This is a genomic window from uncultured Aquimarina sp., assembly GCF_947492965.1.
Classification (GTDB): domain Bacteria; phylum Bacteroidota; class Bacteroidia; order Flavobacteriales; family Flavobacteriaceae; genus Aquimarina.
In genome coordinates, this window is record NZ_CANLOZ010000001.1 from 901,087 (window position 1) to 915,365 (window position 14,279).

A 14,279-nucleotide genomic window follows, 5' to 3' on the forward strand; every position below is an offset into this window, starting at 1 on the left:
TGAATTTTACTAAAAGTTGAAATGTTCAACAGGGTAAAATAATGTATGTAAAGGATAAGATCAACCTGTTCGGATTGTTTGATATCCATTTAATTTGTTAAAATTTAAAACAATACTCAAAATATCACAATGGGATTTTGGGTATCCTAATTTTTAAGCACTAAATTCAAATTAAACAATCTACAACAATTAGTATAGTGAAGATTAAATCAATAGAAAGTTTTGTTCTCCTTGATACTCTAAAAGAAAGCTTTTCTTTTTCACAATGGGAGTATTCGGAAAGGCGTATATGTATAGTAAAAATTACTTCTGATTCTGGTCATGTGGGTTGGGGAGAAGGGTATGGACCGGCAAATGTTCTGAAAGCAGGTATCGATTATCTAGCCCCTTATTTAATAGGAAAAAATCCTTTAGAAACGGAAACCTTATGGGATCTAATGTATCGAAGAACTTTAGATTACGCCAGAAAAGGAATTTTCGTTGCTGCAATTAGTGCTATTGATGTTGCTTTGTGGGATCTTAAAGGTAAAATTTTAGAACTACCGGTATATACGTTGTTAGGTGGTAAGAAGAGAGATTTTATTACGCCATACGCAACAGGCTTGTATTTTACAAATAACAATAATCTAACGGAGTCTCTTTCAATAGAAGCAAAGCAATACGCAGATCTTGGGTATAAAGCGATTAAAATGAAAGTTGGTTTTACTATTGAAAAAGATATAGAACATGTAAAGGCAATCAGAGAAGCCATAGGTCCAGATATAGCTTTAATGATAGATGCTAATCATGCTTATAATCTAAAGGAAGCAATACAGTTGGCGCTCGCAGTAGAACAGTATGATATAAGTTGGTTTGAGGAACCACTTTCTCCAGAATATTATGGGCAGTTTGGGGAATTAAGAAAAAGAACTTCTATACCGATAGCAGCCGGAGAATGTGAGTATTTACGTTATGGATTTCAAACGCTTTTAGATGCTAAAGCAGTTGATGTCTTACAGCCAGATATTTGTGCAGCGGGAGGACTTACAGAAGCGAAGAGAATTGCCACATTAGCATCGGTTTATGGAATTGAAATTGTTCCACATACATGGGGAAGTGGAATTGCTTTTGCAGCAGCATTGCATTTTATTATGAACTTAGATATTATCCCTGGTCGTTTACGAGAACCAAGATTTTACATAGAACATGATCGAACAGAAAATTTATTAAGAGAAGAGTTAACGAATAATTCTATAATTTTCGATGATGGAATCATAAAACAAGATGAGAATATTGTTGGTTTAGGCTTTACAATTAATGAAGAAGTAATTGAAAAATATACAATAGAAAAGACACATGGACTTTGGACATAAAAAATTATATATCAACGGAGAACTGATTGATGCTGAAAGGAATAAACGTTTTGATGTAGTTTCTCCTTTAGATGAAACTACTGTAGCTACCTTAAGTTGGGCCACAAAAGAAGATACACTAAAAACCATAGAGGCAGCTCAAAAAGGATTTCTGTATTGGTCTAAATTGTCAGTTGACGAGCGCGAAGAATGGATTTTGAAATTACGTGATAAGATCTTAGAAAAATCAGAGATTCTTAGAGAGATGATGATGTATGAAATGGGTAAAAGTTGGAAAGGTTCTGAGGAAGATATTACTAGTATTACTAACTCTCTGGCATTCTATTCAGAAGAGATCAAGAATAAAATTGATATTCCAATTGCTGATAAAGAAGGTACTCATGCGCATAAAGTAATTCATCAACCTGTAGGAGTAGTGGTTGCTTTTTTAGCGTATAATTTTCCATTATTGAATTTAGGGTTTAAACTTGGTCCAGCATTAGCCGCTGGATGCAGTATTATTTTAAAACCTTCTGAGTTTTCACCACTCTCAGCGTACATGATTGGAGAGATTTGTGAAGAAATTGATTTCCCAAAAGGGGTCATCAATGTCATATGTGGCGATGTAGAGGATGTTGGGATTCCATTGTGCGAGAGTACTACCCCGAAATTAATTACGATGATTGGTTCTACGGAAACAGCTCAGAAATTAATGGAACAGAGTAGTAAAACATCGATAAAGCGTTTCAGTATGGAGTGTGGAGGGAATGCTCCTTTTGTGGTATTTGCAGATGCTGATATTGATAAAGCTGTGTCCGATGGAGTAGCTTTAAAATTTGGAAATAGTGGGCAGGTATGTGTAGCACCCAATAGATTTTATATTGAAGATTCCGTTTTTGAAAAATTTGTAGAAAAATTTGTTCAGCAAGTTAAAAAAATAGGAATTGGTTATGGTAAAGATGAAGAGGCTTCAGTTTTAATGGGACCTTTAGCGAATAAGCAATCCCTAAAAAAGGTGGGTGATATAGTAAAAGTTGCACAAGACCGAGGTGGTGAATTATTATATGGAGGCGATAGAGTAGAAAGAGATGGTTACTATTATGAACCTACTGTTATAGCTTTTGAAAATAATGAAGCAAAAATATTACAACAAGAGATTTTTGGACCAGTAGCATTTATTACTTCTTTTTCTTCAATCAATGAAAGTATTGCATTGGCGAATAGTGTGGATGTAGGTCTTGCTTCCTATGTATACTCATCAAATGATGATGTGCTTCGCCAATTCACGGAAGAACTGGAATTTGGAGAAGTGCATTTGAACGGTTTTAAATATGATATCTACCTTCCTCACGGAGGAATAAAAAATAGTGGAATCGGGGTTGATTGTTCTGTATTTGCACTTGATGATTATTTGATTAGAAAGAGAGTCACCAAACAATTGTAAAAATGAATTTACCAAAACAATTTGTGAGTTGTGATTGGGGTACCTCTAATTTTAGAATAAGATTGGTGGATTCAAAAGATTTAACAATAATCCAAGAGCACAAAACAAATGTAGGAGTAAGCAAATTGCATCAACAATCTCTGAACCAGAAGGAAGTATCACAAGAAGATTTTTTTAGAAATTATCTATTAGAACAGTTGGATATATTTACTGAGCTACCTAAAGATGATATATTGATCATAGCTTCTGGAATGATAACTTCGTCCATAGGAATGAAAGAGTTGCCGTATGCATCGGTTCCGCAACCATTTAATGGAGCAAATATCAATTGTTCTTTGTTTTCATTGGATGAAAAGATCCAAACATTATTAATATCTGGAATTCGAACAGAATCGGATGTCATGAGAGGAGAAGAAACTCAGGCAATTGGAATTATAGATCATATATCAGATGCGTCCGAAGGGGTTATTATCATGCCAGGAACGCATTCGAAACATATTAGATTTTCTGGAGATGATATTATCAATTTTTCCACTTTCATGAGCGGAGAGCTTTTTGAAATTTTAAGTACAGCAGGTTTATTATCACTATCAGTAAAAAATACAGTGTGGGATCCAAAGTTCTCTGGGATTTTTCTAGAAGGAGTACAAAAAGGAATAAACGATGAATTTATGAAAACACTTTTTTCTATTAGAGGTAGTGATATATTGAAGAGTACTTCAAAGGAAATGAATTTTTATTTTCTCTCCGGATTGATTATAGGTAGCGAGCTTTCTTACCTAAAGAAAAATGATCAAAAAATCTTTTTGGGTGCCTCAGGAATGCTTCGAGAGCTTTATTTGCTTGCGTTGGTTTCCAATTTGCCACCTGAGAGATTTACTTGTTTTAGACCAGAAATTATAGATAATGCACTATTAATAGGGCAAAAAAAAATAGCACAGTCTTATGCTTGATCAAAAATTTTCTTGGGAAAGATTTGAAAGTACACCTATCGTTGGGATTCTTCGTGGTTACTCTTTAGATACTGTAATGAATATTATGCCTGTATATAAAGAAAGCGGATTTTCTACAGTAGAAATCACCATGAACTCACCTAACGCAACCAGCACAATTAAGGAGTTGCTCGATAGTTTTCCGGAATTGAATATTGGAGCAGGTACAGTTTGTACCATGAAAGAATTAGAAGAAGCTTTACAAGTAGGAGCACAGTTTATTGTTACTCCTATTACAAATGAAGAAGTGATTACAACATGTGTAACTGAAAAAATCCCTGTGTTCCCTGGAGCCTTTACGCCAACAGAAATTTATAAAGCTTGGGATTTAGGAGCTGATATGGTAAAAATATTTCCTGCCACTCAACTTGGGATACAGTTTATAAAAGACGTAAAAGGACCTTTGAATAACATCAAATTAGTACCTACTGGAGGTGTTTCAAAGAATAATATAGCTGATTTCTTTTCAGTAGGATGTCAAGGAGTAGGAATGGGAAGCTCTCTTTTTGATAAAAAAGCCATTGCCAATAATGATTTAGAGTTTTTAGCACAACATTTTAAGGAAATTAAAGAGATGATAAAAGAATAATAGTATGAATTCTAATATGTATAGGATTTTAATTTGTTTAGGGATCGTAACATGGAATACTTCATGTAAAAGAAGTGTGCAGGTTGAGGTTAAGAATCAAAATATTATAGAATCATCCAAGAGTGATCGACCTAATATTGTATTAATTTTATGTGATGATCTTGGATATTCTGATGTAGGATTCAATGGTTCTGAAGATATTAAAACACCAGAATTAGATGCTTTGGCCAGCAATGGAATCATTTTTTCGTCGGCTTATGTAGCACATCCTTTTTGCGGTCCTAGTAGAGCAGCATTGATGACAGGAAGATACCCACATCAAATAGGTTCTCAGTATAACTTACCAAGAGCACATAATAATGCAGGAAAAGGGATTTCATTGCAAGAAACTTTTATTAGTAAAGTACTTCAGCAAGCAGGATATTATACAGGGGCTATTGGTAAATGGCATCTTGGAACTATAACTAAATATCATCCTAACAATAGGGGTTTTGATGACTTTTATGGTTTTTTAGGAGGAGGACATAATTATTTTCCAGAGCAATTTAAAGCAGCATATCAAGAACAGAAGGATGCTGGTAATACAGAAATTTGGGATTATATTACGCCTTTAGAATATAATGGAGCCGAAGTTGATGAAAATGAGTACATCACGGATGCATTATCTCGTGAAGCATCAAAATTTGTAAACAAAGCTTCAGAGAAAGAATCCCCTTTCTTTCTGTATCTTTCTTATAATGCTCCACATACTCCTTTAGAAGCTAAAGAAGAAGATTTGAAAGTATATGCTCATATCAAAGATGAAAAAAGAAAGACCTATGCTGCTATGGTACATGCCGTGGATAGAGGAGTAGGACAGCTAATAAATACTTTAGAAAAAACCGAACAATTAGAAAATACGCTTATTGTATTCCTAAGTGATAATGGAGGTAGGACAGATCAAGGTGGAAATAATTTTCCGTTAAGAGGAAGAAAAGGAAATACATCTGAAGGAGGAATTCGTGTTCCCATGTTTTTTCATTGGCCAAAAAAAATAACAAAAGGGAAGACTTTTGATTATCCAGTATCTGCTTTAGACTTTTATCCTACATTCGCAGGATTAGCCAAGATAGAATTGCCTGATCACAAAATAGTGGACGGAAAAGATATATGGAGTGATCTGATCGTAGGGGAAAATCCTAGAAAAGGAGCACCGATTCTTACACTTAGACATAGAAAAACAAGCAATGAGGTAGGAGTTCGTTTAGATCATTGGAAAGCATATAAACCTGAACGTGCTCCTTGGAAATTGTATGATATCGAAAAAGATATTAGAGAAGAGAATGATATCAGTAATCAACATCCCGATATACTAAAGGAATTGATTGAAAAATCAAATGAATGGGCAAAAACACATTCGGATCCCGAATGGTTTCATGATGAGGAAACTGAAGAAAATTGGTATAAAATGAAAATGCCAAAGTTTGAAGAAACTTTTAAACTGAATTAACACCTAATTACAAGTAGATTAAACCAACTTAATAAAGTATAAACCTTACAATGATGAATATTGATTTGGAAATAGAGAAAAGAGATGAATTAAAATCTGTGGGAAGCCCATTTAACAAAATGAGAGTCTTAGAAGTAACAGATTGTGAATGGACGGACGGTTTCTGGGGAAGTAAGTTTGATAAATTGTATGAGACAATGCTACCGTATATGGGAGAGGTATTATGTGGAGATCTTGGTCATGCATTGAATAACTTTAAAATAGCAGCAGGAAAACAAACAGGAAAACACCAAGGGATGTTCTGGCATGATGGAGATTTCTATAAGTTTTTAGAGGCAGAAGCATATGTTTATGCAAAAACTAAAGACCCTAAGTTATTAGAAAAATTGGATGAATATATTCAGATTATTGGCGATGCACAGGAAGAAGACGGATATATTCATACGTATGTGCAAACTACTGATGGAGTTGATCGATTCGAAAATAGAAAATATCATGAGATGTACAATATAGGTCATCTTTTGATTAGTGCTTGTGTTCATTTTAAAGCAACTCAACAAAGAAGTTTATTAGATATAGCTATAAAACAAGCGGATCTGTTGTGCACCATTTTTATGCCAGAAACAAAACATTATGGGCGTTTTGGGTTTAACCAAACGCAGATAATGGGATTGGTAGAACTGTATAGGATTACCAAAGAGGAAAAATACTTGAGTCTGGCAAAACGCTTTATTGATAATAGAGGAAAATATGAAGTAGAACATCACTCTACTACAGAAGGATATCCAATTGGCGATATGGTACAAGAAAGAACACCCTTAAGAGAGGCTACAGAAGCTGTGGGGCATGCTGTTCTTGCCTTGTACTACTATGCTGGAGCTGCTGATGTATATGCGGAAACTGGAGAAAAAGCTTTAATTGATGCGTTGGATCGATTATGGGAAAATGTGACCGGTAAAAAAATGTATGTTACTGGAGCTGTTGGTCAAGCGCATTATGGAGCTTCTACCAATCTGGATATGATCGAAGAAGGTTTTATCGATGAATATATGATGCCTAATATGACTGCATACAATGAAACCTGTGCCAATCTCTGTAACGCAATGTTCAGTTATCGAATGCTACAAATTCATGGAGCATCGAAATATGCTGATATTATCGAGTTAGTTTTATATAATAGTGCGTTATCAGGGATAGGCATAGAAGGGAAAGATTATTTTTATGCAAATCCGCTTCGTATGATTCATAATACCAGAGATTATCAAGCGCATGAAAATATTACAGAAACACCCTATAGAAAACCATATTTAGATTGTTTTTGTTGTCCCCCAAATTTAGTAAGAACACTGGCCAAACTTTCTGGATGGGCTTATAGTCTTACAGATAATGGAGTATCGGTAAATTTATTCGGAGGAAATCATTTGGATACTGTTATGATCGATGGATCCAAGATTAAACTGAAACAAGATACAGAGTACCCATGGAAAGGTATTGTGAAAATTACTGTCGAAGAATGTAAGACAGCTGATTTTGAAATAAAAATTAGAATTCCGATTTGGGCAACTGGAAGTACTTTAAAAGTTAATGGTGAAACGGTGACCATAGATGTTGTTCCTGGAAAATATACAGTAGTAAATCGCTCATGGAAAGCAGGTGATGTGATCGTTTTAGATATGCCAATGGAAATCACTTTTGTAGAAGGTCATCCGCGTATAGAAGAAATTCGTAATCAAATAGCGATAAAAAGAGGTCCGATCGTTTATTGTATAGAATCTCCTGATCTACCTGAGAATACTAGTATTTTAGATGTTTATATAAAAGGAAGTGAAGATTTTAAAGCAAATCATAGAGAAGATTTCTTGGGAGGAGTGACAACTATAGAAGGTGAAATTTTGATTCGCTCAGATAAATCAAATGATATTTATAATGTGGTAAAACGACCTGATTGGACTACTTACAAAGCTCAACTGGTTCCTTATTTCGCTTGGAGCAATAGGGGACAGGCGGAAATGACTGTGTTTATGCCAGTGGTTTGGAGCTAGAATATAGATTTAAGTGAATTATAGGGGTTTGGTTCATGAGAATTGAAAAGCCTACAATGCAGTTGTAGGTTTTTTTTAAATAGAACAATTTTCTACTTTTTTCTTTAGAAAAGGAAAAAATCATATTTGTATTCTATATTTGTTATATACTAAAATTAGATTGCCATTTCTGTATGGAAATCTTTTACATCTGACTAGAGATGATCGTAGTAACAAATCTCAATTGTAATGACTCATAAAAATAATACTCGTTTTCTTATAGTATTTCTATTCCTAGTAACACTCATAACTGCACAAGAAAAAGCGGTTCCTGTATTTAAAGACGGCGAAGCACAAATTGTAGAAGCTTTTAATAATCCTGGAAAGTGGATTCGTCATGATTTATGGGTGCCTACAGAATTTGATACCGACGGTGATGGAGCCTTAGATAGAATGCATGTCTCGGTAACACGTCCATATCAAACGGAAGAAGAAGGATTAAAGTTGCCTGTTATTTATGTGTCTAGTCCTTATTTTGCAGGAGTAGCTGCTAATGCAGAAGGGTTGTTTTGGGATGTACAGCATGAACTTGGAGCGCAACCAAAACCAAGAACGCATGTAGAGGTTGTAAGAAGAGGACAAAGACCAATCATTTCCAATTCACATATTCATAAATGGGTTCCAAGAGGATATATTGTAGTACATTCTTCTTCTCCAGGAACAGGATTATCACAAGGAGCTCCTACCGTAGGAGGCGATAATGAATCCTTAGCTCCAAAAGCAGTGATTGATTGGTTGTGTGGTCGTATTGACGGATTTTCAGAACCAGTAGGAGGAAAGAAGGTAAAGGCATATTGGTCTACAGGAAAAGTGGGGATGACGGGAACTTCTTATAATGGAACAATTCCTTTAGCAGCGGCAACTACGGGAGTAAAAGGTTTAGAAGCTATTATTCCTGTTGCACCTAATACTTCTTATTATCATTACTATAGATCTAATGGATTAGTACGTTCTCCAGGTGGGTATTTAGGAGAAGATATTGATGTATTATATGATTTTATTCATAGTGGAGATGAATCGAAACGTCCTTATAATAATAAGACAGTGCGAGATACGGAGATGAAAAATGGGATGGATAGAATAACAGGTGATTATAATGATTTTTGGGCTGGCAGAGATTACTTAAATCATATGAAACCTATGAAAGCTGCACTATTAATGTCACATGGTTTTAATGATTGGAATGTAATGCCAGAACATAGTTATAGAATCTATAAGAAAGCAAAGGAAATGGGAATTCCTTCTCAGATCTATTATCATCAGAATGGACATGGCGGTCCACCACCAATGACGATGATGAATAAATGGTTTACTAGATATTTACATGGAGTAGAAAATGAAGTCGAAAAAGATGCACGCGCCTGGATTGTTAGAGAAAACGATCCACAGGATAAACCAACACCCTATAAGGAATATCCTAATCCTGAAGCTATGGATGTAACCTTTTTTCCAAATGCTGGAGGTAAAGAAACTGGTATGTTAAGTGCGACTAAACCAAGTAAACAAGGCTTGGAAAAGTTAATTGATAACTATAATTTCTCTGGGGATTCGTTAGCAATGATACCATCATCTAATCACCGTTTATTGTATACAACACCCATACTAAAAGAGGATATTCATATATCTGGAACTTGTAAGATGAGCATAAAATTGGCTAGTAGTAAACAAGCGGCAAATCTTTCTGTTTGGTTGGTATCCCTCCCATGGAAAAAGAAAACTAGAAAAATTACAAATAATATCATTACCCGTGGTTGGGCAGATCCGCAAAATCATAAATCCTTAACGGATAGTGAACCTCTTAAGCCAGGAGCATTTTATGAATTGTCTTTTGAGCTACAACCAGATGATCAAATCATTAAAAAGGGACAGCAAATTGGATTCATGATTTTTTCTAGTGATAGTCAGTTTACTTTATTGCCAGAACCAGGAACAGAACTTACCATTGATATCGATAAAACATCTATTACCATTCCTATTGTTGGAGGTGCTAAAGCATTTGAAAAGGCAGTAAAATAAGTATAGATTGATTTTAATGAATCCATCAAGTAGTTAATGTTAGTTTGGATAATATTAGAAATGGATTGATACTAAGGGAAATGTTGTTTTAGTATATCTACCATGCAATAACTTTTACGTCTGTAAACGATTTAATGTGTTGATAAATAGAAGGGTGGTAATGGAAAACTCCCTCATATACTAACTACGTCTTTTTTTATCCTAGATACGTCATAAATATATTTTTGTTTGCATCTACATTTGTAAAACTTATTTAGATCAAATAAAAATAATAATGTTATTCGATACTCAAACGAACTTGACCGTTGATCAAAAAGTTGATCATTTTTTCGATGCGCAATCGAAATATACTTACGAAAATTATATTCATAAGGCTTTACAATACGTAATGTCTTTCTTGGATAGAGATCATTTTTATCCGGGAGAAATATGTGATTTTGAGGAAAAAAAACACTTGTTGTCTTCTGATAATAATGAAACACTTTCGATTACTCAGGCATTAGAAGAAATCAAGGAATTGTATTTAGATCATACCATTGCTTTTCATCATCCTAGTTATGTAGCACATTTAAATTGTCCTGTCTTGCTTCCTGCTTTAATAGGAGATTTGATAGCTTCTTCAGTAAATACTGCAATTGAAACCTGGGATCAGAGTATTTCCGCAACTTATATAGAACAGGAAATGATTCGATGGATTTGTAATAAAATGAATTTACCTTCTACATCAGACGGAGTGTTTACTAGCGGTGGTACACAGTCTAACTTCATGGCATTATTGATTGCTAGAGATGATTATGCTTTTAGGCATTTCGGACTGAATCTAAAAGAGAATGGTTGGTCTGATGAGGTATCTAAGTTTCGATTTTTTTGTTCGGATAAAGCACATTTTAGCATTAAAAAGAATGCTGCATTAATGGGAATGGGATATGACGCAGTAATTCCAGTGAGTACTGATGAGAAAATGAAGATGAAACCAGAAGCATTAGTACAGGCAATTGAAAAGGAAAAACAATTAGGAAATATACCTGTAGCAGTTGTAGCAACAGTAGGAACTACTGATTTTGGAAGTTTTGACCCGATTGATATCATTGCCAAAATTGCCAAAGAATATGATATATGGTTTCATGTAGATGGAGCCTATGGCGGTAGCTATGTGTTAACCGAAACGCATCGCCATCTTCTAAAGGGAATAGAACATGCAAATTCTGTAACTATAGATTTTCATAAAACCATGTTTCAGCCAGTTTGTTCCAGTACCTTTTTAGTAAATGACACGAAATATTTTAAATATGTTTCTTACTACGCAGATTATCTAAATCCATTAGAGCATAGAGATTTGGAATGTCCAAATCTGATAGAAAAGTCTATTCAAACAACTAGAAGATTTGATGCGCTGAAACTTTGGTTTACCCTAAAGATGACAGGCGAGAAAAACATTGGAGCTTTTCTAGAAAAAGTACATTATCTGGCACTCGATCTCTATTACAGTATTAAGGATGACCCATATTTTGAGCTTATCCATAAACCAGAACTAAGCACATTGGTATTTAGATTTAAGGATGTTAAAATAGAGTCAGATCATGTTCATGATACAATCAATTTACATATAAAAAACACCTTATTTAAATCAGGTCAGGCTTCTGTAGCAAGTACAAAATTTGACCAGAAAATCTATTTGAAGTTTACATTATTAAATCCGAAAAGTACCATTGATGATCTGTTGTATATCATTAAAATGATTAAGGAAACAGGACTGAGTTACCTAGCAGAAAAGTCATCATTAATTGAAAAGTAACATGAAGAACGAAGGAAAGATATTTGATTTTATAGCCGTTGGAGTAGGTCCTATGAATTTAGGTTTGGCATGTTTAACAGATCCTATTTCTGAATTGGATGGTTTGTTTCTTGATAAAAAAGAACAATTTGATTGGCATCCAGGAATGATGCTTCAGGATACTACATTGCAGATTCCTTTTATGGCAGATTTGGTAACCTTAGCAGATCCAACCAATCCTTTTAGTTTTCTAAATTATATCAAAGAGCAGGGTAGAATCTACTCGTTTTATATTCGTGAAAACTTTTTGATGTTACGAAAAGAATACAATCAATATTGTCAATGGGCGATAGGTAAATTATCAAATGTTCAGTTTTCAACAGAAGTATTAGAAATTGCATATAGCGAAAAAGAAAAATGTTATACCGTATTTTCTAAATGCACAAAGACAAACGGTAGAAAAGTTTTCAAAACCAAAAGAATCGTATTAGGTACGGGCACTAGTCCTTACGTTCCAGATTGTTGTAAGACTTTAAAAAATGAAGCGATTCATTCTAGTGCATACCTTCCAAATAAAGAAAAATTACAGTCCAAAAAAAAGATAACAGTTCTTGGCAGTGGGCAGAGTGCAGCTGAGATTTTTTATGATTTGTTACAGGAAATTGATGATAAAGGTTATGAGTTAAATTGGATTACAAGATCGCCTAGATTTTTCCCGTTGGAATATTCCAAATTAACCTTAGAAATGACTTCTCCAGAGTATGTAGATTATTTCTATAATCTATCAGGTGCTAAGCGTAATCAATTGATTAAAAATCAAAAGCACTTATATAAAGGAATCAATCAGGATCTTATTGCAGCTATTTTTGATATGATCTATACCAAGAGAGTTGTAGGAGGTAATATTAACATCAATCTACGTACTAATTCTGAGTTAAAACGTGCTGTTTATGATGATACATTAGGTAAGTTTTATGTAGAAATACATCAACACGAACAGGATAAGTACTATAAACATACTACAGAAGGATTAGTACTTGCGACAGGATATCAGTATCAATTACCACAATTTATAGAGGGTATTAAGGATCGAATTCGATGGGATGAACAGGGAAGATATGATGTACATCGTAATTATGCTATTGATCAAGAAGGACGCGAAATCTTTGTGCAAAATGCGGAGTTACACACCCATGGTTTTGTTACTCCAGATTTAGGTATGGCTGCGTATCGCAATTCTTATATTATCAAAGAACTTACAGGGACAGACTATTACCCGATTGAAAAAAGAATTGCATTCCAACAATTTGAGGTTACAGAAGACGAAGAAATTATAATGGAAAGATCATTGTTATCGTAAACTATAATAAGATGAAGAGTTTCTTAATCATAATGACATTAGTAGCCGTGGTCAGTGATTATTTATTACATCCGTTTTATCCGCAGTTTTTTGAAGTTCGGTTTGGAGTTAAAAATCCAGAGCAGGTAGGATATTATTTTGCAGCGATTTGTTTTATGGTGATGATCGCATTTCCGTTCTGGGCATATGTTTCAAAAAAAATAGCAGAGCTTCGTATTCTCGTATATACTCAATGTATTGCCGGAATTTTAGCACTCTGTTGTTATATCACTGATTCTTACATCAATTTCTGGATCATCTCGCTAGTGATGGTACTGTTTAAAGGTAGTTATTTATTAGTCTATCCGTATATCCTTAAAATTATTTCTAAAAAAGAGCATCCCACTACTATAGGGATATTATCAGTAGTGGTGCATCTTGGAGGTATATTAGGAGCAGTTATCGGTGGTGCCACAGTAGATTTTATAGACGCGAGTTATATATTTTTAATCATGGCACTTGGAGATTTTATCCAAATGGGAATGAGTGCTTTTTTATTAAAAAGTAAAAAATACGATACTGCTAAAATTTCTGAACCAGAAAATACTATTTCAGAAACCAAAAAGAAGGTGAACCCAAATAGGTTTATTCTAAAAATTGGATTCATTACGATGATTCTATATTTCAGTGACTTTTTGATAAGACCTTTTTTTGTAAGCTATTGGGAAAGCATATCCTCACATGATTCCAAACTTACTTCTGGAATGATGTATGCAATCCCTGGATTCGTAGCCCTAATCGCTTTATGGATCAATACAAAAAGAGAACAATCTGATAGTCAGTTTGGAGCGATAATTCCAATACTAGTATTAGGGATTCTAGGGCTGTTGCTACAAGGAATCCCTGATACGACTACCACAATTATCGGTAGAATTATTTATGGCTGGGCTATTTTTCAAGGAGTGGTAAAATTCGATGTATTGCTTTTCGAGTTAAGTACACCAGATTCTTATGCCATGGATTATAGTAAAGTTCACTTTTTTCAAAATTTGGGAGTATTACTGTCTTCTTTTTCTGTAGGTCTATTAGTAGAATATAACGGATTACAAATTCCATTTATAGTAGCGCTTGGTGGTTTTGTGATTACCTTATTATTGTACTATTTCATTTTTAAAACAGGTGTAAAACGGACTTCTGAATTACTCCTAAAATCATAAGATATTC

General features: G+C 34.3%; 10 protein-coding genes. All 10 read left to right on the forward strand.

Features of this window, described 5'->3' with window-relative positions; translation table 11 throughout:
- Positions 1-197: 197 nt before the first annotated feature.
- The 10 genes from Q1B37_RS03810 (at position 198) to Q1B37_RS03855 (ending at position 14,272) form a co-directional block, all read left to right on the forward strand.
- On the forward strand, positions 198-1,352 hold the full coding sequence (locus Q1B37_RS03810) for a mandelate racemase/muconate lactonizing enzyme family protein (protein ID WP_299895628.1): 1,155 nt from the start codon (positions 198-200) through the stop codon (positions 1,350-1,352).
- Positions 1,336-2,775: an aldehyde dehydrogenase family protein gene (locus tag Q1B37_RS03815; RefSeq protein ID WP_299895631.1), complete on the forward strand. Its 1,440-nt coding sequence runs from the start codon at positions 1,336-1,338 to the stop codon at positions 2,773-2,775. Before Q1B37_RS03810 ends, Q1B37_RS03815 begins: the two co-directional genes overlap by 17 nt.
- Positions 2,776-2,777: 2 nt before the next feature.
- Positions 2,778-3,728 carry a 2-dehydro-3-deoxygalactonokinase gene (locus tag Q1B37_RS03820; protein WP_299895634.1) on the forward strand — a complete coding sequence of 317 codons (951 nt, stop codon included), beginning with the start codon at positions 2,778-2,780 and terminating at the stop codon, positions 3,726-3,728.
- Positions 3,721-4,356, forward strand: coding sequence for a bifunctional 4-hydroxy-2-oxoglutarate aldolase/2-dehydro-3-deoxy-phosphogluconate aldolase (locus Q1B37_RS03825; protein ID WP_299895637.1), 636 nt, complete (start codon positions 3,721-3,723; stop codon positions 4,354-4,356). The genes Q1B37_RS03820 and Q1B37_RS03825 overlap by 8 nt, the downstream gene beginning before the upstream one ends.
- Before the next feature lie 4 nt (positions 4,357-4,360).
- The gene (locus Q1B37_RS03830) at positions 4,361-5,845 is read left to right on the forward strand and encodes a sulfatase-like hydrolase/transferase (RefSeq protein ID WP_299895640.1); all 1,485 of its coding nucleotides are present in this window, start codon (positions 4,361-4,363) and stop codon (positions 5,843-5,845) included.
- 53 nt (positions 5,846-5,898) lie between these two features.
- Positions 5,899-7,887: a beta-L-arabinofuranosidase domain-containing protein gene (locus Q1B37_RS03835; RefSeq protein WP_299895643.1), complete on the forward strand. Its 1,989-nt coding sequence runs from the start codon at positions 5,899-5,901 to the stop codon at positions 7,885-7,887.
- A gap of 228 nt (positions 7,888-8,115) precedes the next feature.
- Positions 8,116-9,942, forward strand: coding sequence for a Xaa-Pro dipeptidyl-peptidase (locus Q1B37_RS03840; RefSeq protein WP_299895646.1), 1,827 nt, complete (start codon positions 8,116-8,118; stop codon positions 9,940-9,942).
- A gap of 274 nt (positions 9,943-10,216) precedes the next feature.
- Positions 10,217-11,737 (forward strand): aspartate aminotransferase family protein, encoded by a 1,521-nt coding sequence (locus Q1B37_RS03845; protein WP_299895649.1) that lies wholly within the window; start codon positions 10,217-10,219, stop codon positions 11,735-11,737.
- A 1-nt stretch (position 11,738) separates the two neighbouring features.
- Complete coding sequence (locus Q1B37_RS03850) at positions 11,739-13,076, forward strand: lysine N(6)-hydroxylase/L-ornithine N(5)-oxygenase family protein (protein ID WP_299895652.1); 1,338 nt, start codon at positions 11,739-11,741, stop codon at positions 13,074-13,076.
- A gap of 11 nt (positions 13,077-13,087) precedes the next feature.
- Complete coding sequence (locus Q1B37_RS03855) at positions 13,088-14,272, forward strand: MFS transporter (RefSeq protein ID WP_299895655.1); 1,185 nt, start codon at positions 13,088-13,090, stop codon at positions 14,270-14,272.
- Positions 14,273-14,279 lie beyond the last annotated feature (7 nt).